26 protein-coding genes and 1 riboswitch are annotated in these 26,911 nt (G+C 31.6%); of the genes, 6 read left to right on the top strand and 20 right to left on the bottom strand.

Annotated elements, in window-relative coordinates:
• Positions 1 to 181: 181 nt before the first annotated feature.
• The 5 genes from HMPREF2897_RS07290 to cmk all read right to left on the bottom strand — a co-directional run bounded on the left by HMPREF2897_RS07290 (position 182) and on the right by cmk (position 5,479).
• Positions 182 to 454 (bottom strand): HU family DNA-binding protein, encoded by a 273-nt coding sequence (locus tag HMPREF2897_RS07290; protein ID WP_001043863.1) that lies wholly within the window; start codon positions 452 to 454, stop codon positions 182 to 184.
• A 170-nt stretch (positions 455 to 624) separates the two neighbouring features.
• Positions 625 to 1,623: an NAD(P)H-dependent glycerol-3-phosphate dehydrogenase gene (locus HMPREF2897_RS07285; RefSeq protein WP_002446477.1), complete on the bottom strand. Its 999-nt coding sequence runs from the start codon at positions 1,621 to 1,623 to the stop codon at positions 625 to 627.
• Between the two features lie 20 nt (positions 1,624 to 1,643).
• Positions 1,644 to 2,954 (bottom strand): ribosome biogenesis GTPase Der, encoded by a 1,311-nt coding sequence (gene der / locus HMPREF2897_RS07280; RefSeq protein WP_002468415.1) that lies wholly within the window; start codon positions 2,952 to 2,954, stop codon positions 1,644 to 1,646.
• Positions 2,955 to 3,169: 215 nt separating this feature from the next.
• Positions 3,170 to 4,348, bottom strand: a complete 1,179-nt coding sequence (rpsA, locus tag HMPREF2897_RS07275; RefSeq protein WP_002446479.1) for a 30S ribosomal protein S1 — start codon at positions 4,346 to 4,348, stop codon at positions 3,170 to 3,172.
• Between the two features lie 483 nt (positions 4,349 to 4,831).
• Entirely contained in the window at positions 4,832 to 5,479 is a 648-nt protein-coding gene (cmk, locus tag HMPREF2897_RS07270; RefSeq protein WP_070592852.1) for a (d)CMP kinase, read from the bottom strand.
• A 78-nt stretch (positions 5,480 to 5,557) separates the two neighbouring features.
• On the opposite strand from cmk, the gene HMPREF2897_RS07265 reads away from it, so the two are divergent.
• The gene (locus HMPREF2897_RS07265; protein ID WP_002490940.1) at positions 5,558 to 6,526 is read left to right on the top strand and encodes an asparaginase; all 969 of its coding nucleotides are present in this window, start codon (positions 5,558 to 5,560) and stop codon (positions 6,524 to 6,526) included.
• Between the two features lie 212 nt (positions 6,527 to 6,738).
• On the opposite strand, the gene ypdA is transcribed toward HMPREF2897_RS07265, so the two are convergent.
• From ypdA to HMPREF2897_RS07245, 4 genes are all read right to left on the bottom strand, one after another.
• Entirely contained in the window at positions 6,739 to 7,725 is a 987-nt protein-coding gene (gene ypdA, locus HMPREF2897_RS07260) for a bacillithiol disulfide reductase YpdA (protein ID WP_070592851.1), read from the bottom strand.
• A gap of 132 nt (positions 7,726 to 7,857) precedes the next feature.
• Positions 7,858 to 9,279 carry an elastin-binding protein EbpS gene (ebpS, locus tag HMPREF2897_RS07255; protein WP_141751287.1) on the bottom strand — a complete coding sequence of 474 codons (1,422 nt, stop codon included), beginning with the start codon at positions 9,277 to 9,279 and terminating at the stop codon, positions 7,858 to 7,860.
• 143 nt (positions 9,280 to 9,422) lie between these two features.
• Positions 9,423 to 10,802, bottom strand: coding sequence for a RecQ family ATP-dependent DNA helicase (locus tag HMPREF2897_RS07250; RefSeq protein ID WP_002446483.1), 1,380 nt, complete (start codon positions 10,800 to 10,802; stop codon positions 9,423 to 9,425).
• Positions 10,789 to 11,751 carry a YpbB family protein gene (locus HMPREF2897_RS07245; RefSeq protein WP_002475207.1) on the bottom strand — a complete coding sequence of 321 codons (963 nt, stop codon included), beginning with the start codon at positions 11,749 to 11,751 and terminating at the stop codon, positions 10,789 to 10,791. The genes HMPREF2897_RS07250 and HMPREF2897_RS07245 overlap by 14 nt, the downstream gene beginning before the upstream one ends.
• Before the next feature lie 108 nt (positions 11,752 to 11,859).
• Here HMPREF2897_RS07245 and HMPREF2897_RS07240 point away from each other — a divergent pair, with 108 nt between their 5' ends.
• The gene (locus HMPREF2897_RS07240; protein WP_001831262.1) at positions 11,860 to 12,108 is read left to right on the top strand and encodes a ferredoxin; all 249 of its coding nucleotides are present in this window, start codon (positions 11,860 to 11,862) and stop codon (positions 12,106 to 12,108) included.
• 398 nt (positions 12,109 to 12,506) lie between these two features.
• Here the strand turns inward: HMPREF2897_RS07240 and HMPREF2897_RS07235 are convergent, their stop codons facing one another.
• The 6 genes from HMPREF2897_RS07235 to HMPREF2897_RS07210 all read right to left on the bottom strand — a co-directional run bounded on the left by HMPREF2897_RS07235 (position 12,507) and on the right by HMPREF2897_RS07210 (position 18,259).
• Entirely contained in the window at positions 12,507 to 13,046 is a 540-nt protein-coding gene (locus HMPREF2897_RS07235) for an ECF transporter S component (protein ID WP_038812363.1), read from the bottom strand.
• Between the two features lie 62 nt (positions 13,047 to 13,108).
• A riboswitch (FMN riboswitch) is annotated at positions 13,109 to 13,244 on the bottom strand.
• A gap of 392 nt (positions 13,245 to 13,636) precedes the next feature.
• Positions 13,637 to 15,397, bottom strand: a complete 1,761-nt coding sequence (locus tag HMPREF2897_RS07230) for an ATP-binding protein (RefSeq protein ID WP_002475213.1) — start codon at positions 15,395 to 15,397, stop codon at positions 13,637 to 13,639.
• On the bottom strand, positions 15,381 to 16,106 hold the full coding sequence (locus HMPREF2897_RS07225; protein WP_002446487.1) for a response regulator transcription factor: 726 nt from the start codon (positions 16,104 to 16,106) through the stop codon (positions 15,381 to 15,383). The genes HMPREF2897_RS07230 and HMPREF2897_RS07225 overlap by 17 nt, the downstream gene beginning before the upstream one ends.
• Before the next feature lie 156 nt (positions 16,107 to 16,262).
• Positions 16,263 to 17,000 carry a pseudouridine synthase gene (locus HMPREF2897_RS07220; RefSeq protein ID WP_002457698.1) on the bottom strand — a complete coding sequence of 246 codons (738 nt, stop codon included), beginning with the start codon at positions 16,998 to 17,000 and terminating at the stop codon, positions 16,263 to 16,265.
• Positions 16,993 to 17,535 (bottom strand): SMC-Scp complex subunit ScpB, encoded by a 543-nt coding sequence (scpB, locus tag HMPREF2897_RS07215; RefSeq protein WP_002446489.1) that lies wholly within the window; start codon positions 17,533 to 17,535, stop codon positions 16,993 to 16,995. The genes HMPREF2897_RS07220 and scpB overlap by 8 nt, the downstream gene beginning before the upstream one ends.
• On the bottom strand, positions 17,528 to 18,259 hold the full coding sequence (locus HMPREF2897_RS07210; protein WP_070592849.1) for a segregation and condensation protein A: 732 nt from the start codon (positions 18,257 to 18,259) through the stop codon (positions 17,528 to 17,530). The genes scpB and HMPREF2897_RS07210 overlap by 8 nt, the downstream gene beginning before the upstream one ends.
• Before the next feature lie 97 nt (positions 18,260 to 18,356).
• On the opposite strand from HMPREF2897_RS07210, the gene HMPREF2897_RS07205 reads away from it, so the two are divergent.
• Positions 18,357 to 18,881 (top strand): DUF309 domain-containing protein, encoded by a 525-nt coding sequence (locus HMPREF2897_RS07205; protein ID WP_038812360.1) that lies wholly within the window; start codon positions 18,357 to 18,359, stop codon positions 18,879 to 18,881.
• 52 nt (positions 18,882 to 18,933) lie between these two features.
• Here the strand turns inward: HMPREF2897_RS07205 and xerD are convergent, their stop codons facing one another.
• The 3 genes from xerD to HMPREF2897_RS07190 form a co-directional block, all read right to left on the bottom strand.
• Positions 18,934 to 19,821: a site-specific tyrosine recombinase XerD gene (xerD, locus tag HMPREF2897_RS07200; RefSeq protein ID WP_002446492.1), complete on the bottom strand. Its 888-nt coding sequence runs from the start codon at positions 19,819 to 19,821 to the stop codon at positions 18,934 to 18,936.
• 42 nt (positions 19,822 to 19,863) lie between these two features.
• Entirely contained in the window at positions 19,864 to 20,313 is a 450-nt protein-coding gene (locus tag HMPREF2897_RS07195; protein ID WP_001831103.1) for a ferric iron uptake transcriptional regulator, read from the bottom strand.
• Positions 20,314 to 20,417: 104 nt separating this feature from the next.
• Positions 20,418 to 20,960, bottom strand: a complete 543-nt coding sequence (locus HMPREF2897_RS07190) for an NUDIX hydrolase (RefSeq protein ID WP_002457702.1) — start codon at positions 20,958 to 20,960, stop codon at positions 20,418 to 20,420.
• Positions 20,961 to 21,042: 82 nt separating this feature from the next.
• On the opposite strand from HMPREF2897_RS07190, the gene HMPREF2897_RS07185 reads away from it, so the two are divergent.
• Positions 21,043 to 21,951 (top strand): aldo/keto reductase, encoded by a 909-nt coding sequence (locus HMPREF2897_RS07185; protein WP_002490017.1) that lies wholly within the window; start codon positions 21,043 to 21,045, stop codon positions 21,949 to 21,951.
• Between the two features lie 212 nt (positions 21,952 to 22,163).
• Here HMPREF2897_RS07185 and HMPREF2897_RS07180 read toward each other — a convergent pair whose 3' ends face one another.
• Positions 22,164 to 22,922: an SDR family NAD(P)-dependent oxidoreductase gene (locus tag HMPREF2897_RS07180; protein ID WP_002475195.1), complete on the bottom strand. Its 759-nt coding sequence runs from the start codon at positions 22,920 to 22,922 to the stop codon at positions 22,164 to 22,166.
• A 161-nt stretch (positions 22,923 to 23,083) separates the two neighbouring features.
• On the opposite strand from HMPREF2897_RS07180, the gene proC reads away from it, so the two are divergent.
• Positions 23,084 to 23,899, top strand: a complete 816-nt coding sequence (gene proC, locus HMPREF2897_RS07175) for a pyrroline-5-carboxylate reductase (RefSeq protein ID WP_070592848.1) — start codon at positions 23,084 to 23,086, stop codon at positions 23,897 to 23,899.
• Between the two features lie 49 nt (positions 23,900 to 23,948).
• Here the strand turns inward: proC and rnz are convergent, their stop codons facing one another.
• The gene (gene rnz / locus HMPREF2897_RS07170) at positions 23,949 to 24,869 is read right to left on the bottom strand and encodes a ribonuclease Z (protein WP_002475208.1); all 921 of its coding nucleotides are present in this window, start codon (positions 24,867 to 24,869) and stop codon (positions 23,949 to 23,951) included.
• A 423-nt stretch (positions 24,870 to 25,292) separates the two neighbouring features.
• Between rnz and zwf the strand changes: the two genes are divergently transcribed.
• Positions 25,293 to 26,777 (top strand): glucose-6-phosphate dehydrogenase, encoded by a 1,485-nt coding sequence (gene zwf, locus HMPREF2897_RS07165; protein ID WP_070592847.1) that lies wholly within the window; start codon positions 25,293 to 25,295, stop codon positions 26,775 to 26,777.
• Positions 26,778 to 26,911 lie beyond the last annotated feature (134 nt).

Below are 26,911 nucleotides of genomic sequence, written 5' to 3'. Positions count from 1 at the left end.
TTGATTGAAATGACGTAATTTATCAAATTTTAAGACTAAGACAGTCGATAATATAAATATTTTTAATATTGATACAAATTATGAAGTGTTGAATCTACTTAAAAATAAAATATATAGAGCGATAGACCATTGATCTATAAGTTAAAAAGAAAAAGCCCTCAAAGGGGCTTTTTTAAGTAAATTATTTTACAGCATCTTTTAATGCTTTACCAGCTTTAAATGCTGGTACTTTACTTGCAGGGATGTCAATTTCTTTACCTGTTTGAGGGTTACGACCTTTACGAGCAGCGCGTTCACGTACTTCAAAGTTACCGAAACCGATTAATTGTACTTTTTCACCTTTAGCAAGTGAGTTTTGGATAGATTCAAATACAGCATCTACTGCTGAACCAGCTTCTTTTTTAGTTAAGTCAGCTTGTTCTGCAACTGCATTGATTAAATCAGTTTTATTCATTATGAATTCACCTCCTGAGGTTTTATAATGATATTCATTATATCATTATGTTTTGACTTTAACACAAGGGTTACTGTCATCGCAACGATTTATGCAATAGAAACGTTGGTTTTATGCGATTTATGACGAATTTTTTTAATATTCGCTCATAAAAAGTAATATTACACTATCTATTCTGCTTTTTTGTCTCTTTCCATAAGTGTTCTGACACTTTTACTTACAGGGACATCTTCAAATAAAACTTCATATAGTGCGTTGGTGATAGGCATTTCTACTCCTTCTTGTTGAGCAAGATGATATACTGACTTAGTTGTATAAATACCTTCAACTACCATTTTCATCTCTTTTAAAGCTTCTTCTGCTGTTTTGCCTTGCCCTAATTTAAATCCAAGTGTGTAATTTCGTGAATGTGTGGACGTACAAGTTACGATCAAGTCACCTATGCCACCTAGACCTAAGAAAGTCATTGGATCCGCTCCAAGTTTCTCACCAAGTCGACTGATTTCGGCTAAACCTCGTGTCATTAAAGCAGCCTTGGCATTATCACCGTAACCCATGCCGGCAACGATACCACTAGCTATAGCTATAATATTTTTTAAAGCACCACCTAGTTCTACACCTACTAAATCATTATTTGTGTAAACACGTAAATAGTCGTTCATAAATAAATCTTGAATAAGTTTGCTCACATTATTATCTTTAGATGATGCAGCTACAGTTGTAGGTTGTTTGATAACAACTTCTTCAGCATGACTTGGACCTGATAAGACACCGATTCCTCCATTATGTTCTGGCAAGATAGAATCCTCAATCATTTCAGATACGCGCTTAAATGTACCGTTTTCAATGCCTTTAGCAACATGAATAAAAGTCTTTTTAGATGTGAGTAATTGATCGATATCTTTTGATACTTCTCTTATTGCTTTTGTAGGTAGAGCCATAAGATAGATATCTGAAAATTGCACTGCGCTATTTAAATCTGCAGTTGCTTTTATAGATGAATCTAATTTAGCATCTTTAAGATAACTTTTGTTCATATGATGTGTGTTAAGTTCATCTACATTCTCTACATTTTTGCCCCACATTAAAACATCATGACCATTTTGAGCTAATACATTAGCTAATGCAGTACCAAAACTACCCATACCAAAAACTGTAATTTTTCTCATTATTGAATTCCCCTTTGTTTTTAATTTCTTTTTCTTGGAATAATATGAATAGGTGTTCCTTCAAAACCAAAAGCATTACGAATTTGGTTTTCTAAATATCTCCTATAAGAAAAATGCATTAATTCGACATCATTAACAAATACTACAAATGTCGGTGGTTCAATTGCAACCTGAGTTGTATAGAATACGTTAAGTCTTCTACCTTTGTCAGTAGGTGTTGGATTCATTGAGATGGCATCAGTAACAACTTCATTAAGTGTCGAACTTTGGACACGCTTTTTATGATTTTCACTGGCTTGATTGATATAAGGGAATAATGTTTTTAATCTTAGCCCTTCTTTTGCTGATACGAACGCAATTTGAGCATAATCTAAAAATTGAAATTCATTTCTAACATCATCAGTGAATTTTTTCATTGTCTTACTATCTTTTTCGACTGTATCCCATTTATTTACTACAATAACAATAGCTTTACCTTCCTCATGTGCATAGCCAGCTACACGTTTATCTTGTTCAATTATACCTTGTTCAGCATCAATAACTACTAATACTACTTCTGAACGCTCAATCGCTTTTAATGCACGTAATACAGAATATTTTTCAGTCGATTCATACACCTTACCCTTTTTTCTCATTCCAGCAGTATCAATCAATACATAATCTTGTCCATCATAAGAGTATTCGGTATCAATGGCATCTCGAGTTGTACCAGCAACATTAGACACAATAACACGTTCTTCGCCTAAAATAGCATTGACCAAGCTAGATTTACCAACATTAGGTCTACCTATGATGGAAAGACGTATCGTATCTTCGTCATAAGGATCTTCTGATTCTTTATTAAAGTTTTCAACGACAGCATCTAGTAAATCCCCAAGTCCTAATCCATGTGAACCAGAAATAGGATATGGATCTCCAAAGCCTAAAGAATAGAAATCATAGATATCATTACGCATTTCAAGATTATCAACTTTATTCACAGCTAATACAACAGGTTTCTTAGATTTATAAAGCATTTGTGCGACCATTTCATCACTTTGTGTAAGTCCTTCTCTAACATTGACCATAAAAATGATGACATCTGCTTCTTCAATTGCTATTTCTGCCTGTGCACGGATTTGAGTTTGAAAAGGAGCATCTCCAATTTCAATACCACCTGTATCAATGATGTTAAATTCATGAGTCAACCACTCGCCAGATGAATAAATACGATCACGAGTAACGCCTGGTGTATCTTCTACGATAGAAACACGTTCGCCGACAACTCTATTAAAAATTGTAGATTTCCCTACGTTTGGTTTTCCTACAATTGCTACTATCGGTTTAGTCATAGGATAAACTTCCTCTCTTTTTTAATCTACATAATTTTATCATAAGAGCAGATTTATTCAAAACTTGAATATGTTTATTTTACATGTTCGAAAAGATATATTTTGTACAGTATATCGTTTAAAAAAAGACTCCAATTATTACACGTAAATTTGATTTTAAGCTTACGCGTAAATTGGAGTCATTATATTTTATATCGCAAATAATTTTAGTTTAATTAAAATTTAAGATCTTTAAATTTGTCACCAAAAACGTCGCCTAATGTTGGTTTATCTTCATCATTATCATCTTCAAGATATGATTGAGTTGTGGATGCGTCACTTTCAATGACATTCTCTTTTGGTAATGTTGCTTTGATTGATAATGAAATTCTTTCATTATCTTCATCGATACCTAATATTTTTACATTAACTTGTTGTCCGGGTTCTAATACTTCGTTAGGAGAACCGATATGTTTATGATCGATTTCAGAAATATGCACTAAACCTTGGACGGATGGAGCAATTTCTACGAATGCGCCAAAGTTCGCCAAACGTACTACAGTACCTTCAATAACATCATCTTCGTGAAATTTCCCTTTAATGTTTTCAAATGGTGTTGGTAAAGTGTCTTTAATAGATAAAGAAATACGTTCAGAATCTTTTTCTACAGATTTAACTTTAACTTTGACTGCTTCACCGACTGACACAACTTCTTCTGGTGTTTGAACATGTTCATGAGATAATTCAGATACATGAACTAAACCATCTACACCACCAATATCAATGAAAGCACCAAAGTTAGTTAATCGAGCAACTTTACCATCAATAACATCGCCTTCATTTAAAGAATCTAATATTGAAGCTTTTTTAGCATCGTTTTCTAACTGTTCCACAGCTTTACGGCTTAAAATGACTCTGTTATTTTCAGGATCAAGTTCCTCCACTTTAATACGGATTGTTTGACCATCGAATACAGAAAAGTCTTCAATGAAATCAGTTGAAATTAGAGAAGCAGGTACAAAACCTCTTTGACCAACGTCAACGACTAAACCACCTTTAACTACTTCAGTAACTTCAGCTTCAATCACTTCATCGTTATTTAGTTTTTCTTGTAAATATTCATAAGATTTTTCAGTTTCAAGTTGTCTTTTTGATAAAATGTATGCCCCAGTATCGTTTTCTTCATCGAACTCGATTTTAGTGACGTACGCTTCAACTTCATCACCGACTTTTACAACTTCACTAGGGTTTTCGATATGATGTGTTGAAAGCTGGCTAATAGGAATAATTCCATTAAATTTGCCACCATTAATATGCACAACAACTTGTTTATCCTCTACTTGTTGAACTTCACCAGTGACTTTGTCACCTTCTTTAATATCATTAATCATTGATTCATTGAATTCTTCAGTCATCTTGTATGCCTCCTTATACACTACATAATTATAACATCTTATAAACAAGTAAAATTGTCAAGAGATACCACTTTATATGAATAGGTTGCATCTATCTTTAATTTATAACAAAAGTTTAACAGAGCACCTAGTTAAGTGATGGTCAATTTAGTTTATAGTATATTTAATAACATTGTTATTTTTATTGTAACATAAATTTCATGGCAATTAATCCTAAGCTCATAATAATATGAGGAATAAAATTGAAAAAGATATATCAGAATTGGTAATAAACATTGTATTACTACTCTATCGAGGAGACTTGGTTAAAAATAAGATTATTTACATAGTTCTCAATGGTCAAAAATAAAAGCCAGAGACAGAGCGTCCGTGGCTTTTGTATAAATCAACACTAATAATTTTAATATGTTCTAGTCATTGATTATAAATTCTACTACACTTAAATGTTTACAATAAACAATATTAGGATTTTAATTTTAACATTTAAAGTAGAGACAATATTTCATTTGTTACCTCTTCAATAGATTTACCAGTAGTATCAAGTGTAATAGCATCTTCGGCTTTTTGTAATGGCGAAATTTCACGATTCATATCATAGTGATCTCGTGCTTCAATTTCGTCTTTTAATTGTTCTAAATTTGATTCAATGCCACGTTGTTCATTCTCTTTTTGTCGTCGTTCAGCGCGTTCAGCAACAGATGCAATCATATAAACTTTTAATTCGGCATCTGGTAATACAACTGTACCAATATCTCGGCCATCCATAACGATACCTTTTTTAGCAGCTAATTCTTTTTGTATTTTCACTGCAAAGGAACGCACTGGTTCTTTAGAAGCAACATAAGATACGTGATGTGTTACATTATTTTCTCTTAAATAATCAGTGACGTCTTGATTGTCTAGTACGATTCTTTGCCCTTTTGCTTCATCATAAGTAAGCTCAAGTTTAGTGTTATTAATTAGATAATCAAAATTTTCGGGTTTGCCATTTTGTAAATATTTATATGTAATGGCACGATACATTGCTCCTGTATCAACATATATCATAGATAGACGACTGGCTACACGTTTAGCAATAGTACTCTTACCTGCAGCAGCTGGGCCATCTAGTGCAATATTAATTGAACTCATTATTTGATAACCTTCCTTGTTGTTTTATAGATATTATTTTATCATAAAAAAGTAAAGAATAAATAGGAGGAATACGTAATGAAACGTCTACTTGTCATACACACTGGTGGCACAATAAGTATGTCACAAGATCAAACTAATAAAGTGATAACGAATGAAGAAAATCCAATATCTCAACATCAAAATATCATTAGTCAATATGCAAAGGTTGACGAAATCAATCTTCTAAATATACCCTCGCCGCATATGACAATTTCGAATGTTGTGCGATTAAGAGACGAAATCATTACATATTCTAAAGAAAATATATATGATGGATTTGTTATTACTCATGGAACAGATACACTTGAGGAAACAGCTTTTTTAATAGATTTATTAATTGATATTCAAGAGCCCATAGTAATTACTGGAGCAATGAGATCATCCAATGAGATTGGTTCCGATGGTCTCTATAATTTTATTTCTGCTATAAGGGTTGCTACTTCATCTGAGGCTAATCATAAAGGGGTAATGGTTGTATTTAATGATGAGATTCATACTGCTCGTAATGTGACAAAGACACATACTTCGAATATAAATACATTTCAAAGTCCTAATCAGGGGCCTTTAGGTGTACTCACCAAGAATCGAGTACAATTTTATCATCATCCCTACAGACAAACTACCTATCAATATATCGATGTAAATTTACGTGTTCCACTTGTAAAAGCATACATGGGTATGGAAGATGATGTACTATCATTTTATGCACAACAGCACGTTGATGGTATAGTCATCGAAGCACTAGGACAAGGTAATCTTCCAAAAAGTTGTCTTAATGGACTACAGCAATGTCTAAAGAATAAGATTCCTCTAGTTCTCGTATCTAGATCATTCAATGGCATTGTTAGTCCTGTATATGCTTATGAAGGTGGTGGCGCAGATTTAAAAAATAATGATGTTATTTTTTCGAATGGTTTAAATGGACCAAAGGCAAGGCTAAAATTACTAGTTGGTTTGAGTCAGGATATGACTCATAATCAATTAGAGCGATATTTCGAAGAGTAATTAAAAAGAGTGGGACAAAAATTCGTATCGAGTTCATTGTCACACTCCGATTTCTATTAGTTGCGTGCATTGTCTATGAAATTTCTTTAGTGCAATTATACTCTAATTAAGGCTTACCTATCATTAATATGTGCATTTTAATTGAGTCATTGATTACCAATACATTAAGAAAGCTTGGGACATTGTTTAGTATCCCAAGCTTTTTGTAGGCTCTATGTTTCAAGTGGTGTTTGTTTTTTTGTCAAAATGCTTTGTGTAATGACACCACCATGGTATTTACCATTTTCGATAAAAATAGTATTTGCATCATTACCCGCAGCAATAACACCAGCTATATAACAATTTTCGACGTTTGTTTCAAATGTTTCTCGATTATAAACAGGAGCAGTACCATATTCATTGGTATGGATATCTATACCTATCGTTTTTAAGAAATCGTAATCTGGATGATAACCAATCATAGCAAAAACGTAGTCATTATCAATTTCTATAAGTTGATCATCTTTTTCATAAGTCACTGAATGATCGGTAATTTTGGTTACTGTCGCATTAAATTCCATCGTTATTTTTTCATGATTGACTAATGATTCGAAATTAGGTAATATCCATGGTTTAATTGCTTTAGGATACTGTTCACCACGATATAAAACAGTTACATTAGCACCAGCTTTTTCTAATTCTAACGCAGCATCAACAGCAGAGTTTTTGCCTCCAATAATAACAACATTTTGATTAAAATACGGATGTGCTTCTTTAAAGTAATGGAATACTTTAGGTAATTCTGCCCCTTCCGCTTCTAAAGTATTATGTTGACCATAATAACCCGTAGCAACAGTTAAATATTTACATTCATATACACCTTTTGTGGTTGTAATTGCAAATTTATTATTTATTTTTTTAACTGTTAAAACTTCTTCGAACGGATGTATGTTAAGTTGATGATGTTTAACGACTTCCCTATAGTATACAAGCGCTTGATTGCGTCTTGGCTTACTATCTTCAACAATAAAAGGAATATCTCCGATACTTAATTTATCACTTGATGAGAAAAAAGTCTGATGTGTTGGATAATTATAGATTGATTCAACAACATTACCTTTTTCAATTACTAATGTTTCAATACCTTTTTTCTTTTGTTCAATTGCTGCACTTAATCCACATGGACCGCCACCTATAATGATGCTTTCAATAGTTTGCATACTTATCCTCCTTTAATCACCAAATAATTATATCAGTTATTCACTATTTTAGCTAAGACCTGAATTTTGAATTAAATAAAAATATAGCCCCAATATTGGTGTTTGTCACCAATACTGGGACTATTAATCATGTTATTGAGGAATAACTAGTGTTTGACCATTATGAATATTATTACTGCTTAATCCATTCGCACGTTTAATTTTATCTACGTTAGCTTGAGTTCCTTCTCCATAATATTGTATGGCGATACGATATAAGTTTTCTTGACCGTATACTGTATGTGATTGTTGTCCTTGAGTTGTCTGTTGATTATTGCTATTTTGATTTGCATTATCTTGTTGATTTTGGTTTGTATAATTTGAGTTATTATTAGCTACATTATCGTTATTATTAGTTGAAGTAGCGTTAGGATTTGAGGAACTATTATCAGAGTCATCATTAGTGTTCTTATCAGAATCATTATTAGCGTTCTTATCAGAATCATCATTAGCTTTCTTATCAGAATCAGATTTTTTGTCTTTTTTACTATCGTGATTTTTGTCTTTGTTATCTCCGGATTGCTCACCATCTTTTTTATCTGAGTCTTTCTTACTTTGATTCGCTATTTTTTGGTCATCACTTTTACTGTCGTTGTGATTATTTAAAGCCATACCACCGAATATTGCTATTGCACCTAGAATAAGAATGGCTGCTATGAGTGGTAACAAGATTTTCATGAAACCACCTTTTTTCTTATCATCTGAGTGGTTATTGTACTGATTGTTTTGACTAGAATTTTTTTCCTCATTTTGATGTTTATTTTGTTTGTTATGATGCGCAGCACCAGCCGCACCAACTCCTGCAGCTGCGCCAGCACCGACTGCTGCTTTCTTGCCTTTTTTAGATTGCTTTTTGTCATCATTTTTAACAGATTTTTCGTCATTCTCATGATTTGACTGTTTAGAATCTTGTTTATCTTTTTTATTATGATGGTGTTTGGATGTTTCTGCAACACCAGTTGCACCAGCTATTCCAGCTCCTGTAGCTACTTTTTTATCTTTGTTTGTTGAAGATTTTGATTGCGTACTTTCTGATTTATCCTTTTGTTGTTGAACTTTAGGGCCGGGTCTATTTTGTGTTGATTTTGATTTATGTTCTGAAGACTCAGATTTTCCATTTACAATAGCTGCATCTTTTCCATCTATCATTCTACTATCTTGTGATTGTTTTTCAATTTTATTTTGCTGTTGCGAATTATCATGTTGTTGCTGTAACTGTGCTTCGTCATAACGGTCATCTAATGAACCTTCTGTAGTTTTAGCGTCACTATTTTTTTGATGCTTGTCGTCTTGATGTTTGCTTTGATTTGTAGCTGTCTCTCTGCGTCTTTTTCGTCGTTGTGCATTTCTTGGTGGAAATTGCTGATTTGAGTTATTAGATACACTGTTTTGAGAGTCTACTTCTTTATTATTTTCATTTGTTTTATCATCTTCTTTTAAATCTCTTTGATGCTCGTCTGGATTAATAGATTGACGATTCTTTTCAAAATCATCTTTAAAATTATTATTAGACACAACTATCATCCCTTCTATTTTGATTAATTACTCTATACCCAAGTTAAAATTAAATATGTAAAATAATTAAAAGTATTTAACACTGCTTAATTGGGTCTACATATTGATTATAGCTTGTTAAATTTCAGTAAGTAAAGCGATAGCTAGGTTTCGAACAAATTATATAATTTTTCATTAAAACTTAGTTTTCTTTTCACCTTTTTACGATTCAATATCTGAATAGATTCTAAGCTTGAATCTTGATCACAACATTGTTTTGGACTTTGAGGATGTTCACCAAAAAATTCCAGCAAGTATTTGCGTCTACATTGATCTAAATTTGTATACCCCATCATTCTCATATAACCTAGTCGCTTACGTTGATATGATTGATGAAATATATCTTTAAGTTGGCTAAATGTGAATTGTAAGTTTAAAGTACTTAAAATTTTTTCCTTTTCATCTGGTAAGTGGTTTCCCATCTCAAACATTGTGATATCGTCATCAGTGATCATATCAGTGAATAGTAATGTTTCTAGAATGAAACTATCATCAGGTTGAAATAAGCTAATGGCTTGACTTTGTTTACCATCTCTACCAGCACGACCAATTTCTTGTAAATAGTTAGATGGTGAAGATGATAAATGAAAATGTATGACTGTACGAATATCTTTTTTATTTATTCCCATTCCAAAAGCACTTGTTGCTACTATAACTGGTATGTCATTATTAAAAAACTGTTGTTGAACTGTTTGGCGTTCCTGATAACTTAAATCTCCATGATATATACCTGTTAGATATCCTGAATCATAAATCATTTGGGCTAGTTCTAAACATCTTTTTTTAGAAGAAACATATATAATTGTAGGCCCAGAATTAGATAAAAATGGTAACAGCCATTCAATCTTCCCCTCATCATCATTAAAATTAAAGTGCTGTAAGCTAATATTTTTTCGATTCATACTTTTTTGAACTACATTTAATTTGAGTGATAAAATGTGAGATAAATCAGTCTCTAATTGAGGTGGTGCTGTAGCTGTTAGTGCTAACACTGTTGCTGAATTAAAATGATGAATAATTTTACCAACTAAAGCATAGTGAGGTCTAAAATCATACCCCCACTCTGATAAACAGTGTGCTTCATCTAATACTATTAATCCAAAGTTGATATGAGCGATGTACTTAAAATTATGGGGTTGCAATATATATTCTGGACTTAAATAAATAAATCTACTTTTACTTAGTCGTTTAATATTGTCTCTTTTTTCTACTTCGTCCATGCCAGAATGGATACATGCAACATGTGTTTCGCCTTTTAACTTCATTTGCATTACTTGATCATCCATAAGTGAAATGAGTGGTGATATAATTAATGTTGGTTTTTCTAATATATATGTTGGGAGTTGATAACATAAACTTTTACCACTACCAGTTGGTAAAATTCCAAGTGTATGCTTTCCATGAAGGACGCTATCAATAATTTCTTCTTGCCCCTCTTTAAATTCATCAAAACCAAACCATTTCTTTAAATTATCTTTCAGCAATTAAGTCACCTCTTTCTATTCCTACTATAACTAACTTAATTTGAAAGTAAGTCCAATCAGTAAAATGTTCTTTATGAAATTTTAATCGTTTACCTCGATGATTTTGATAGTAGTTTATAAATTCGAGAATATCTTTTTTATTTATAAATAATGTATAGTCAATCAGATAACCCTTAATATACATTTCTAGAACATGATCTTCAATTGTGTTAAGTTTTACATTTTGTAGTTGAGCAATTTCTTTTAAATTGAGCCCAGATTTTAACTTTTGATAGCTTAAGTATGTATTTGATTGTAATGGTGAAAGAATGATAGCTTGAGAAAGTATTGGATATTTCGTTGAATCTTTTAATTGATTCAATAAGGCAATCAGTTCATTCATTTCTCGTTCAAATAGTTCTGATTGTGGTATACCCTCAATTAAACTTATTTGTTGTCTAGTATACATAGATTCCTCATATCCTTGTAAATAATAATGAAGAAATGTATGGTTGGCTTTATTATTTAAATTCTCAAATAATAAATATATTTCGTCTATAGTTTTTGATACTTGATTTGATTCAATGACCTGTTGATAAATTTGTTTGACCCTTTGTTGGACATAGGTATTTTGAACAATTGGAATAAATGTATTTGACTCCTTGCGTTTATGAGATAACGTTTGGATAAGTAATTGTATGCAACTAAACGTTTGAGTGAGACTATCATAAGTGTATTGTGGATGTATTTTTACTTGAATTGATTTTTCAAAATCATCCTTTTGGAGTATAAATTGCTCAAAAGTTGAATACTTTAAATTAGGTAAACTATGATATAATGACAAAAGTTGTTGGCTTGACGCATCAAAAAACGTTTGGTGTGACTTCTTGCCTATTAAAATATTATAGATACTTTTATTGGTTTTGTAGTTAAATGCATGACTCATGGCGTATGATAGTATATTGTACAAATTAAACCCTCACTCTATAAAACGAATAAATTGAAATGTAATCTATCGTTGTCTACAATTGTATTTACAATACTAGTGTAGCATTTTTATCAAAGGAGGCGAATAAATATGGCAAAATATACAATCGTTGATATGGATACATGTATAGCATGCGGTGCTTGCGGTGCAGCTGCTCCAGATATATATGATTACGATGATGAAGGTATTGCATACGTAATCCTCGACGATAACCAAGGTACTGCTGAAGTGCCTGAAGAGTTATATGAAGATATGGAAGATGCACTAGAAGGTTGTCCTACTGACTCAATCAAAATTGAAGACGAACCATTTGATGGTGACGCACTGAAATTTGAATAAAATATGATTCTTAGAATACATAAAAATTAATCTAAATAATTTATTACTATTTATAGTATATCAATTTGTATGAGAATTAATTGTTAAGTTAACTAACCATAAACAATAAAATAATAAGCTATTAGATGAATTGATCCCCAAATGAATTGTTTAATATGATTCATTTGGGGTTGTTTATTAGTAATTATTGATAACATTTTATATGGCTCATTAAAATCAGTGTTCTATTTGATAAGAAGTTTAAAATCATAATATCTTAAAGCGTTACGCTCACTATTGTTAAATTGTTTATGTGTTACATTTCTTTATATCTTTAGAAATAACATAAAGACAATGTCCACTTTTGAATATGAACATTGTCTTTATAATAAATAAATCAAAAAAGTTTAAAATGTTTTTTATTTAATGATATGTCTTAATCTTCTAAATAACAACACAAATATAATGGAAATGATTATGCCTTTAATTAAATTAAAAGGTATGACTCCAGACACAATAACAATTTTTACGTTATTAAGCACATCACCTAAATTAAATATCATTCCATATAATGGAAGTAACACAAAATAATTTAAAATGCTCAAAACAATAGTCGTAACGATTGTACCTGTAATTAATCCATAAATTAAAGAACGATTATTTCTTCTTTTTCTATAAACATAGTATGATGATAGCAAAAAGCTGACACCTGCTAAAAAGTTAGCTACTGGTCCAACAGGATCCCCTATATTAAATAGAAAATTTAAAATATTTTTGATGAGTGCAACGATAATCCCAGCAATAGGACTTAAGAGGAATGTTGCTAATAACGTCGGAACATCACTAAAATCGAGAGTTAGGTACGGTGGAATAAATGGCAATGGAAACTTGATGAAAGTTAACACAAACGCTACCGCACTTAACATACTAATTGTAATCAAACGTTTGTTTTGTTGCATATATAATTTTCTCCTTCCATTCATCTTACCTAGAAAAGGAGGAAATTTGTACAACAAAAAACCTCCATCTTCTCCCATCCAGACTATACTGTCGGCTTCAGACTTTCACTGAATCAAGACAAAGCAAAAATTAATACGTTGTCGTCGCAGGCTTAAATTACTGCCGGTTGGGAATTACACCCTACCCCGAAGATGAATATATCAATTTTATTTTAAAATTATAATACATGATTAGTTTTAAAAACTCAATATTTCTGCTTACGGTTAATATAATTTTTAGACCTTAATAACAAAATGTGAAATCAATATATAACTTGGATTTAAGTTTTAACACATAAAATATTTACCAATAAATAAATAAACTTTATTGATTCTGGAATGATATCTTTAAACTTGTAGAAGTTATTCAAATATAATGATAATTAAATCTATGATCAATATAGTTATCGACTGATTATATACAAAATACGCCTGAGACATCACTCTGTGTCTCAGGCGTATTTTGTATATTAATTTTGATGGGTAGCATTATAATTTCTCTGTTTTCAAAATAATCATTGAAACTGACAATTTATGATACTTTTCGGTTTCTAACTAATTTGCTTTGATTTAGGTAGTCTAATAATAAATGAAGTACCTTTGCCTAATTCGCTCTCAACATCAATACGTCCACCGTGTTCTTCAATAATCATTTTACAAATGAAAAGACCTAACCCAGTGCCTTGCTTACCTCTTTTTCGAGCAGCGTCTACTTTATAAAAACGGTCAAATACTTGTTTCAGATGTTCCGGCGCTATACCAGTGCCTGTATCAGTTATTGTTAAAATATTGAAATCTGAATCTTCTTCAATAGAAATCTTTATAGAATCACCAGCTTGCGTATATCTTGTTGCATTATCAATTAAATTAGTTAATACTTGGTCCATTCTATCCATATCATAGTTCCATAATTGTTCGTCATTATTAGAATCAAACGTCATTGTTAAACCTAACTCTTCACTTTGCATGCGATATTTAGACTCCATTTTATCAAGAAGATGCTGAATAGGTTGTAATTCCTTCTCAACTGATAATCCTTCAGCATCCATACGAGCTACATTTAGTAACTCATTGACTAAACGATTAAGTCGCTTAGATTCATCTAAAACGATTGCTAATGAGTCACGTATTTCATCTGGTTCGGTAACTATACCGTCTACTATGGACTCAGTGTAACCCTGTAATAAAGAGATTGGCGTACGTAATTCATGTGATACATTTGCTATAAAATCTTTTTTCATTTGATCAAGATTATGTTCATTTGTCATATCACGGATGACCATGACAATACCACTTCTACCATTCGTTTGAATTCTATCTATATAACTGGAGATAAATACATAGTATCTTGTATTAATTTCTAATTCTAAATACTCATTCTCTTGTGATTCAAATGTTGCTTCAATTTGCTGTTCAATAGATTCTTTTGAAAAATCATCAATGTGACGCATAATATCATCAGCCATCTTGTTCGACAATATGATTTCACGTTGATTATTAATACCTAGAACGCCTTCTACCATAGAGTTTAATAATGTATCTCTTATATTCTTAGATGAAGAAATTGCTTTGATATGCTCTTGAATTTCAACGTTCATGTTGTTAAATGCACGTGATAAATCACCTATTTCATCTTTAGTAGCGACAGTTGAAATTTGACTATAATCCCCTTCAGAAACTTTTTGTGCTTGAGTTTTTAATTGACGTAAGGGTTTTGTTATTCTATTAGATAAAAAGAATGCAAATATTGTGCTTGCTATAGTAAATATAATAGCGGTTATTAAGATAATAATTGTAATAGCATTATTTGTATCTTCGATAGATTTCAAATCTTTATATATAAAAACACCACTATAATGGCTCTGAGCACCCTTTTGAGCTTTCATTGGGTATCCTAACAAAAGATAAGATTGAGAATTACCTTTATTTTTTATTGTAATATTTTGGGTTTCATACTCACCTTCTTTAAACACTTTTTTAAATTTAGTACTCTTTTTTATTTCATTGAACATTTGTTTTTTAGTGTCTTTATATGATGAGTCTGGTTTCTCGCTCATGTCGTTCATAATAATGAGGCCACCCGGTCCATCAATGAGTGTTTGGCTATTTTGGATAGCTAACGTTTTGTTATGAGACTTCTCAACAAGAGAACTAATTCTTTTGGCATCTTCTTTAATCGCATATTCTGTTTCTTGCGTAAAGTAATATTGTATAAAAGTGATTAATGAAACACTTAATAAAATTAAAACTGTCGCTACTATTAAAATAATAGTTAACCACAGTTTTATAACAACACTATTTAGTCGGTTCATCACTAGGTTTTACCTCAAATTTATAACCGACACCCCACACAGTTTGTATCATTTGTGCAGCATCACTTGATACTCGATTTAACTTTTCTCTAAGTCTTTTGACGTGAGTATCTACTGTACGCAAGTCCCCATAAAATTCGTAATGCCAAACCTCTTTAAGTAACTGTTCTCGATCAAATACTTTATTTGGAGTTTTAGCTAAATAGATGAGTAATTCATACTCTTTAGGTGTTAGATTCACTTGTTGATTATCCGCAAGGACCCGATGAGCGTCATTATCAATCACAAGATGACTAAATTCAATAATATCGCGTGCGTGCGGTTCGCTTTGCTCAGTGTTTGCAGTTTGTGTGCGTCTTAATAACGCCTTTACTCTCAATACTACTTCTCTTGGTGAGAAAGGCTTCACAATATAATCATCTGCTCCCGATTCAAATCCTTCAACACGATTTGTTTCTTCACCTTTTGCAGTAAGCATAATGATAGGTGTATCTTTATGTTCTCTAAGTTTAGAGGCAACTTCAATTCCATCCATTTCAGGAAGCATTAAATCTAAGAGGATGCACGCATAGTTGTTTTCAAGAGCAAGCTCGTAGGCTTCTTTACCATCTCTTGCTTCATGAATTTCAAAAGATTCTCTTTCTAAATATAATTTAAGTAATCTTCTAATTCTATCTTCATCATCAACGATTAAAATTTCGTTAGTCATACTTTTTACTACCTCCTACACTTGCTGTTAAATACATTTGTCATTATATCTTAAATACATTTGTCATTATATCATAGGTTAACGATGTTGAGTGACTCAAAGGTTAACCTTGTGAAAAAAATATCAATCTAAATGGTGATTACATCTTTTTAGTGTTTATTTACCGTTTTCAGCCAAATGTCTTAATGTTTTTACTTCATGTGGTGTAAGAACTCTTCCTTCACCGGCGTTCAAACCTTTTAAATCTATGGGACCAAATTGAATTCTTGCTAACTTATTAACTTGATGACCGAAATACTCAAACATACGTCTAACTTGTCTATTTCGCCCTTCACTAATTGTAATTTCAACTAAAGTCGTATTTTTCTCTTTATCTTGCTTTTTTATTTTAACTTGTGCTGGTTGTGTATATCCATCTTCTAATTCTATTCCTTTTTCAAGTTGCTTAATTTCCTCTCTCATTAAATAACCTTTTAATTTAGCGACGTATTTCTTTTTAATGTGATATCGAGGATGTGTCATCAAATTAGTAAATTCTCCATCATTAGTTAATAATAAAACTCCAGATGTGTCATAATCTAATCGTCCAACCGGATAAATACGTGATTCTAGATCATCAAAGTAATCCGTAACCACCCTACGTCCACGATCATCAGAAACACTCGTAATGACTTGAGTTGGTTTATAAAACAAAATATAAATTTTGTCTTCTTGTTCGATTTTAATACCATCAACTTCAACTAAATCTGATGGCATCACTTTGGACCCTAATTCTGTTACAGTTTGCCCATTGACTTTAACTCGTCCTTCAGTGATAAGTACTTCTGCTTTTCGACGAGATGTATACCCGCTTTTAGCGATTCTTTTTTGTAATCTTTCTTTTTCTTTACTCATTTGACTCTCCTTTTTGGTTAACTAAATTACTAAAGAATTCATCCATTTCTGCCTCATCTTCTTCTGTAGTAGGTAATGCATCTAAGTTTTCGATTCCAAACACATTTAGAAATAAATCTGTGGTTAGTAAATGATGGCTTCTAGAATGATCAACATCTTTTGCTTCTACTAATCCTCTAGCAATTAAGGTTTTTACAGCTCCATCCGAATTAATTCCTCTAATCATTTCTATATCTCCACGTGTCAGCGGTTGATTATATGCAATAATAGAGAGTGTTTCCATTGCTGCTTGGGATAATTTCATTTTAGACTTTTCTTTGACTAATTGTTCTATATATGTAGAAGTTTCTTTTTTTGTTGTAAGTACATAAGTTGACCCATATCTTTGAATTGTTAAGCCATGTGAATGATATCTACTAACTAAATCTTCTAATTGATTGAGGTTGATGTCTAATATGTCAATAATTTGTTTTTGCTCTAATCCTTCATCGCCGGAGGTATATAGTAATGCTTCAAGTATTGCAATATTATCCAATGCTATAGTTCACTCCTCTTATTATGTCAATATCATCAAATTGTTTTGTTTGTTTGATATTAACTATTCCTGATTTTGACATTTCTAAAATTGCCAAAAAATGAGTAACAATTTGTTCGACCGGTTCATGAAATGTGAATAAACTGAAAAAGTTAAACGATTCATGTTGTTTTAATCGTTCGGTAACCTGGGCTGTCGCTTGTTGAATCGTAAATGTTTCTTTTTTAATTTCTACAGATTTAGGAGTGTTAAGTTCAACCCGATTTTTAACTCTTTGATAAGCTACAATCAATTCAGTTAAATCAATCGTTTGATTAGAATCCCACGATTCATTTGTCTCTAAATGAGTAAGGTCCGTCGGATGTTTAGTAAAATAAAGATCGCGTTCTTCTTTCATAGTATTTAATATTTCAGTATATTCTTTATAGTTTTGATACTCAATAAGTCTTCCTACTAAGTCCTCACGAGGATCCTCTTCTATATCTTCTTCGATGCTCGATTGAGGCAATAGTAATTTACTTTTAATCATTAATAATTCTGATGCCATTACTAAATATTCACTAGCAACATTAATTTCTAGCTGATTCATCGCATGAACATATTGCATGTACTGTTCAGTTAAGGCTTTCATAGGGATATCATAAATATCAATTTCATATTTTTGAATTAGATGCAATAATAAGTCTAATGGACCATTAAATGCATCGAGTTTTACTTCATACATTACATCTACCTCTATATCAAATTGCGTCGTTAATGCATATTTCACTAAATTATTATAGCATGAATACATATAACTTTTAAATTATGGGTGAAATCTAATGGAACAATCATTAATGGATTATTATTATCAGTTTCATAAGCATCAACATTACTTTCTATGTCATGATATTTTAGAAGATGCTTGGAAATCACAAAATACTTTTTCAAAACATGATGCAGTGGTAAGTCTGATTTTGTTTGCAACAGCTAATTATCACTATCGACGTGGGAATTTAAAAGGCGCATTAAAATCTTTTGAAAAAGCGTTATTAACTATTAACCACGCTAAAGATGCGACTCAATTACACCTTAATATCAATGAATTTGAAGAACTTATTATGAAAAGTATTGAAGCAGTTAAATTACAAAAACACTTTACTCCGTTACAATTACCTATTGAACCAGAGTTTCGGACACTTATTAAACGTAAATATCCGGATTATTTATTTACTTCTCAAATAATTAAGGAACCTTATATTGTTGATCATCATATTAAACGTGACAGAACTGAAGTGATAAAAAATAGAGAACGTGCTTTATTCCATAGACAGTATCGAAATAAAAGTAATAAAAAAGACCAGTAGATTTATGGTTGGCTATTAAACATAAATTTACTGGTTACAAATTCCTATATTACTAAGCTCTTGGATGAAACTGCGTATACATTTTTCTGATTTGTGATTTGGATACATGTGTATAAAGTTGGGTTGTAGAAATGTCAGAGTGACCTAGCATTTCTTGTACCGCTCTTAAATCTGCACCATTTTCTAAGAGATGTGTTGCAAAAGAATGCCGTAATGTATGTGGTGTAAGCGTCTTATTGATATTAGCTTTCAAACCATATTGTTTAATGATTTTCCAAATGCCTTGTCTTGATAAAGATTTTCCGTGCATGTTAAGGAATAGCGCTTGGGTTGTGGTTTGTTTGAGTAATTGAGGTCTTACGGTTTCGATATACGTAGTTAAATATTCGATGACGGTATCTCCTAAGGGGACAATTCTTTCCTTGTTCCCTTTCCCGAACACTCGTACAAATCCCATCATTAAGTTTACGTCTTCAACATCCAATTGAATAATTTCAGTTACACGCATACCTGTGGCGTATAAAAGTTCCAACATCGTACGATCACGATATCCATTATTCTTGGCTAAATCAGGCGTTTCCAGTAATGCTATTACTTCGTCTATTTCAAGCACATCTGGCAGTTTCTTTTCATATTTGGGCGTTTCTATTAAAACAGTTGGGTCTTTGGCAGCATATTTTTCGCGTAATGCAAACTGATGAAAGCTTCTAATTGTAGAAATAAACCTTGCGAGAGATTTTGAAGATTGCCCCATATCTATAAGGTGGCCAAGACACTCTTGGATAATTTGTCTATCAATAAAATCGATATGTGAAATCTTGTTATCTTCAAGATAATCTTTATATTTTTTTAAATCTCTTCGATACGCCCCTATAGTATTGTTACTTAATCCTTTTTCAATTTGAATAAAATTTAAATATTCGTCAATGATATTATTCATGTTAGCACCCCTATTGAAGCGGTAACTTGTCTGTTGGCTAAGTTATTGCTTATTTTTGGCTTGGCATTCAGAACATACACCGTGAAACGTTAAACGGTGATCTAAAATCTTAAAATTAAACTCATTTTCAACACGATTTTCAACCTCAGGTAATAAGTCTTCTTCAATTTCTTCGACTTTACCACATTCCATACAAACAAGATGATGATGGAAATGCTTGGCACCTTCTTTTCTTAAATCAAAACGAGCTACACCATCACCAAAATTTATTTTATCTAGCACTTTTATTTCAGCTAGCAATTCTAAAGTTCTATAAACGGTTGCTAACCCTATTTCTGGAGCCTTATCTTTGACTTTTAAGTACACATCTTCTGCGCTAAGATGATCTTTCTCATTTTCAATTAATACTCTAACAGTTGCCTCTCTTTGTGGAGTCAATTTATATGATGATTGTTGTAATTGCTGCTTCACGCGATTTAATCGTTCTTCCACGGAAGCCTCACTCCTCTACTAAGAATTATAATCATTTTAATTTAATCCATGGTTCATTTAATAAAATACCAATATTGTCGGTAAAAAGCAAGAAGATTTGCTTGTTATTTAGAATGATTATAATTTAATAATAGATGTTGCAACGCAATGATTGTTTTGGCATCCTCAATTTTATTATCTTTTAGCAATGAATCTATTTGACTTAAAGGTACTTTTTGAAGCTCGACAAATTCATCAGCATCTAAATTGGTTTCTCCAATCGTTAATTGGTCTGTAAAGTATATAGAAAGTTTTTCACTTGAAAATCCAGGAGACCCGTACATATTAGTGACAAATTGCAAATCTGAAGCAATATATCCTGTTTCTTCTTGTAGTTCTCTAATAGCCGCTTCTTTACGATCTTCACCCTGTTCTAATTTACCTGCAGGAATTTCCAAAAGTGGTTGATCTGCAGCCTTACGAAATTGTTTAACTAATAAAACTTCATTTTCAGGTGTTATTGCACACACTGCTACCGCACCATGATGAAACACAAGTTCACGTTTAGATGTACTGCCATCGGGTAATTCAACATCATGTACTTCTAAATCAATAATACTACCATTGTAAATAACCGTTCTATCGATTGTTTTTTCGTTTAATCTCATATTTAAACACGTTCCTTTTAATTGTTTTTATAAATTGATAAACTGAATTCGTCAGTTAAAGTGTATCGAAAGGAGACTGGACATGCAAAAAAATATTCTAAAAAGTGGCATCGAAATTTCTGAACTTGGGTTAGGTTGCATGAGTTTAGGCACAGATTATAAAAAAGCCCAACCTATTATTGAAAGTGCAATTGATAATGGTATTACGTATTTTGATACTGCAGATATTTACGATCAAGGAGTTAATGAAGAAATTGTTGGTAAAGCATTAAAAAAATATCAAAATCGTGATGACATCGTTATCGGAACTAAAGTTGGAAATCGATTAACTGACGATGGACATATGACGTGGGATCCTTCGAAAAAACATATTAAAGAAAGTGTTAAAGGATCTTTGAAACGATTAGGATTAAACCATTTAGACTTATATCAATTACATGGCGGAACAATAGACGATCCTCTGGACGAAACTATTAGTGCATTTGATGAATTAAAGCAAGAAGGATATATTCGTGCATATGGAATTTCATCTATACGCCCTAACGTGATAGACTATTATCTTAAAAATAGTCAAATTGAAACACTTATGTCCCAGTTTAATTTAATAGATAATCGTCCTGAAAGTCTTATTAATGATGTTCATGATAAGCAAGTTAAAATTCTAGCACGTGGCCCTGTATTTAAAGGTTTATTAACTTCAAAAAGTGTTGATGTTATAGATGAAAAATTTGAAAACGGTGTGTTAGATTACACTCAAGACGAATTGGGTAGCACGATTGCTTCTATTAAAGAATTGGAAAGTAATTTAACCGCGTTATCATTTAAATATTTAACTTCTCATGATGCTATGGGGTCAATTATTGTAGGAGCTAGTAACGTTGAACAACTTGAAGAGAATGTCCGCAATTATTATAAAGACATCAGTTTAGATCAAATCAAATCCGCACGTAATAGAGTAAAAGATATTGAATATACACAACATTTGAAATAAAAGGATATTAACCAACTTGTTAAATACCTAAATGACTATACTTAAATAAAGAGATCCAACAGATAAAACGGTTAAATGACGTCTGTAGGATCTCTTTATTTTAAGGCAATACTAATACCAAAAATCATATTGACCACGTTGATAAAATCCGAATATGAGGTTTTGAAAGATCATTTGTAAAAATGTCCATTCAGTCAATGTTGTTTTTTACCTTAAACTTTATTTTTAAATAGTTTTGGACAAAATTTTTCTAGTGTACGTGGACATAATTGATAAAATTTAAGCATTATTTGCATCCATGATGGTTGATTAATTTCAATTTTATTTAGTATTATTCCTTCCACTATTCGCTTGGCAAGTTGTTGTGGTTGCATCATCATGTGTCTATAATTTTTAAAATACTTAAGAGTAGGATCTGCGTTTTTATGGAATGGTGTATCTATTGGACCGAGCTGTGCATTGAGTACTTTTAATTCCGGTTGTTCTAATCTCAATGCATTAAGCACGGCGCTAAACCCTGCTTTCGATGCACCGTAATGGGCCGCATTAGCCTGAGAAACTAAAGCAGCTTGACTAGATATACCAACGATATATGCTGCTTTTACTAATTGGGGTTGAATCACTTTGTATAACAAATTAAAATTTGTAAGATTAACCTCGTAAGTTTCTAATATTTCACGAGTTGAATGTTCATTTATAGACTTAAAATATCCGACACCTGAACTATAGATGAAACCATTTATAGGTGTGGTTAAAAACGCTTGTAATGATTCAATATCTTTTCGTTGCATTAAATCACATTTAATCACATTGATATGTTCAGGTTTAAAATAGTTTTCTTTGATTCGATTGAACTTATCGATATTTCTTGCAAGTATAGTAACATGGGCGCCTCTTTGAAGTAATTCATTGGTTATTGCATAGCCTAACCCACTCGTTGCTCCAGTTATAATAAAGTGTTTACCTATCACGTCGCTCCTCCTTTATGTATATTTTAATAACAAGCTTAATAAAGTGTGATAGCATTCAATTTTATTTGTGTGTAATATTACTTAACTATGATATATGATACTATATATGCATAACTTTAAGTCAATGAATAGTATTCAAAATTGAAGGAGCTGAGATGAATATGAAACTTGTATTTTATGGCGCTGGTAATATGGCGCAGGCAATTTTTACTGGAATTATTAATTCCAACAATTTAAATGCAAATGATATTTATTTAACTAATAAATCCAATGAACAAGCATTAAAAAGCTTTGCAGAAAAATTAGGGGTTAATTATAGTTATGATGATGAAGCATTACTCAAAGATGCCGATTATGTATTTTTAGGTACAAAGCCCCATGATTTTGAAAATTTAGCTAATCGTATTAGAGAACACATTACTAATGATAATAGGTTTATTTCTATAATGGCAGGTTTATCTATTGATTATATTCGTCAGCAACTTAATACCAATAATCCATTAGCTCGTATTATGCCAAATACAAATGCTCAAGTTGGACATTCGGTTACTGGAATAAGTTTTTCAAATAATTTTGATCCTAAATCTAAAAATGAAGTGGATGAATTAATCAATGCATTTGGATCAGTTATAGAAATCTCCGAAGAACATCTACATCAAGTTACTGCAATTACAGGAAGTGGGCCGGCATTTTTATATCATGTATTTGAACAATATGTAAAAGCAGGTACTGAATTAGGTTTAGAACGAAATCAAGTCGAAGAATCTATACGCAATTTAATTATTGGAACAAGTAAAATGATTGAGCGTTCAGATTTAAGTATGTCTCAATTAAGAAAAAATATTACATCTAAAGGTGGTACTACACAAGCTGGACTTGATGCACTATCTCAATATGATATTGTGTCGATGTTTGAAGATTGTTTAGGTGCAGCTGTGAATAGAAGTATGGAATTATCACATAAAGAAGATGAATAAATAAAAACGCTTTTCTCCTAAGATAGTATTCTGAGAGAAAAGCGTTTTATTATATTTTGAAGGTATCGAAATCTTTAACGAAATAAAAATTTGGAGAAGTTTGATCAAGGGATAACTCATTGTATATTGATGTAACTTCATCAATGTTATATCTGTTACTGATATGAGTGATAAGACTTTTATTTACATTGGCTTGCTTAATTAGATTAAATACATCGTCTATATGACTATGATGGTAATTATTAGCAAGTTTCTTATCTCCTTCAATGTAAGTTGCTTCATGAATCATTAAATCAGAGTTGTTTGCTAATTTATATTCATTTTCACACGGTTTTGTATCACCAAATATACTGATAATTGGACCAGGTTTAGCTTTACCTTTAAAATCATCTGAATTGTAAATTAATCCTTTATATTCGAACGTTTCTTGTAATTTGACTTCCTGATATTTTGGACCAGGTTCTAGTCCAATATCTCTCAAGGCATCTACATTGATTGTACCAGGCGTGATTGGGGCTTCAATACGATATCCGAATGAAGGAATGCCATGGTTAAGCATTTCAGCTTGTACAGTAAAACCATTGTGGTGATACGCTAATTGTTGATTGATTTCGATATAGGTAATCGAATAATTCAAATGCGATTCAGAAAGTTGTAAAGATGTTTCGATGTAATTTTGAATCCCTTTAGGCCCTATAATAGTAAGGGGTTTATTTTCTCCACCTTGAAACGAACGACTTGTTAGTAGTCCAGGGAGACCAAAAATATGATCACCATGCATATGTGTTATAAAAATATGATCTATCTTCCCTAACTTAATAGAATGTCTTAAAATTTGATGTTGTGTTCCCTCGCCCACATCAAATAACCATATCGAATTTGAATATGGTTCTAGATTTAAAGCAATGGATTGTGTATTTCTCTCTTTCGTCGGTAACCCAGCACTTGTACCGAAAAATGTAACTTCCATGCTTCATCCTCCTCTTCTTAACTCATTTTATCATACGTAAGAATAATTTCTAAATCAAGAAATAAAATATAATTATAAACTATTATCGCATAATCATTTTTGATATTATTTTATTAAGCGCAAACTTGTGTCTCATATTTGTTAAAGTTGATTTTTAAGTCATAAAGCATTTTTCAATTTATTTTACTTAACTTTAAGCAAATATAATGACCTTACGTTGTGATTATCATATAATAAATTAATCTAGTATGTTTTGATATGAATTAAAATTACATTCTTATCAAATGAAATCCATAAGCATATTTAACTATGTGATTGATTTACTTTTAATACTACGCAATAAAAGTATCGTAACTAAAATTATGTTTAATCATAAAGTATATCATCTTTTATTATATTTATTTAAGAATTGAGGTTTTAATCTTGAGTACTAAACAAAAACACATTCCTTGTTTGATTACAATATTCGGTGCCACAGGAGATTTGAGTCATAGAAAGCTATTTCCTTCTATATTCCATTTATATCAACAAGATAATTTAGATGAACATATTGCTATTATTGGTATAGGACGTCGCGACTATAATAACGAACAATTTCGCGACCAAGTTAAAGCGTCAATTCAAACTTATGTTAAAGATACAGATAGAATTGATGAGTTTATGACGCATGTTTTTTATCATAAAACTGACGTGAGTGATAAAGATAGTTATCAGTCATTACTTCAATTTAGTGAGCGACTAGATTCAGAATTTGCTTTAGGTGGAAATCGTCTGTTTTACTTAGCGATGGCACCACAATTTTTTGGAGTGATCTCAGATTACCTTAAATCTTCTGGTCTTACTCAAACTAAGGGCTTTAAACGCTTAGTTATAGAGAAACCATTTGGCAGTGATCTTAAATCTGCTGAATCATTAAATAATCAAATAAGACGTTCGTTTAAAGAAGAAGAAATATATCGGATAGATCACTATCTTGGCAAAGATATGGTGCAAAATATAGAAGTATTACGATTCGCAAACGCAATGTTTGAACCTTTATGGAATAATAAATACATTTCAAATATTCAAGTTACATCATCAGAAGTATTAGGTGTCGAAGATCGTGGTGGGTATTATGAATCTAGTGGTGCACTTAAAGACATGGTACAAAATCACATGCTACAGATGGTTGCTTTACTTGCAATGGAAGCACCGATAAGTTTGAACAGTGAAGATATACGTGCAGAAAAAGTCAAAGTACTTAAATCTCTTAGACAATTAAAACCAGAAGAAATTAAAAAGAATTTCGTGCGTGGTCAATATGATCAAGGCACTATAGATGGTAAACAGGTTAAGTCATATCGAGAAGAAGATCGTGTAGCAAAGGATTCGGTTACACCTACATTTGTATCGGGTAAATTAACAATTGACAACTTTAGATGGGCTGGAGTTCCTTTCTATATTAGAACAGGTAAACGCATGAAATCAAAAACGATACAAGTCGTAGTAGAATTTAAAGAAGTACCTATGAATTTATATTATGAAACTGACAATTTACTAGATTCCAATTTGCTAGTCATTAATATTCAACCAAATGAAGGAATTTCATTGCATTTAAATGCTAAAAAGAACATTCAAGGAATTGATACTGAGCCCGTGCAATTATCATACGCAATGAGTGCCCAAGATAAAATGAATACTGTAGATGCATATGAAAACTTATTGTTTGATTGTCTTAAAGGTGATGCGACTAATTTTACACATTGGGAAGAATTAAAATCTACTTGGAAATTTGTAGATGCAATCCAAGATCAATGGACAATGGTTGAACCATGTTTCCCTAACTATGAAGCGGGTACAAATGGCCCTCTTGAAAGTGATCTTTTATTAAGTCGCGATGGGAATCATTGGTGGGATGATATCCACTAATATGAATTTTATATAAATATAGATTAGTGTGAATGATGATATCTTAATTTACGCAACGTTCAAAAGAACTTGTAGTGATTTAGGACTATAATCATTCACATTTTTTATATTTTTGCAAAAAATTAATCTAGCTT

It is taken from the genome of Staphylococcus sp. HMSC065D05, assembly GCF_001813195.1.
In the GTDB taxonomy this organism is placed as follows: Bacteria; Bacillota; Bacilli; order Staphylococcales; family Staphylococcaceae; genus Staphylococcus; species Staphylococcus epidermidis.
The sequence above is the reverse complement of the archived record's forward strand: the minus strand, read 5'-3'. Positions and strand labels throughout refer to the sequence as shown.